Genomic DNA, 383 nt, shown 5'->3' with positions numbered 1-383 from the left:
CACGAGTGGCCACCCTGGGTCCCGTGGACAAGCCACGGGATGACAAGAGGGACGCCTGTAGCGTCATCGACGTCGCGGCATCAGCAGCCAGTAGTCCAGATCGAGCAGCACTTCCGGAAGGTACTTGCCGGCCTCGTCCCTGAGCGGGAAGTCGCTGCAGGGCCGGTTCTTGGTCGCCACCAGCCGCAGCCTGAGTGCCCCCACATCCGGCCGGCCGAGCTCGGCTTTGTCCAGGACCTCCGACCAGGCGAACACGGTGTCGCCGGCGAGGCAGGGGTTGACGTGGCTGCCGGCGTTGATGGCGAGGAGGTGAAGGGCGTTGCCGAGGCCGTTGAAGGAGAGGGCGCGGGCCAGGGAGATGACCACGCCGCCATAGACGATGC

Annotated in this window: 1 pseudogene; it reads right to left on the bottom strand. The window is 67.6% G+C overall.

What is annotated here, in order from left to right:
• Window positions 1-63: 63 nt before the first annotated feature.
• Window positions 64-383 (bottom strand): annotated as a pseudogene (locus I6F37_RS44745) (hypothetical protein); the annotation flags it as partial.

It is taken from the genome of Bradyrhizobium sp. NBAIM08, assembly GCF_020193935.1.
Classification (GTDB): Bacteria; Pseudomonadota; Alphaproteobacteria; order Rhizobiales; family Xanthobacteraceae; genus Bradyrhizobium; species Bradyrhizobium yuanmingense.
The sequence above is the reverse complement of the archived record's forward strand: the minus strand, read 5'-3'. Positions and strand labels throughout refer to the sequence as shown.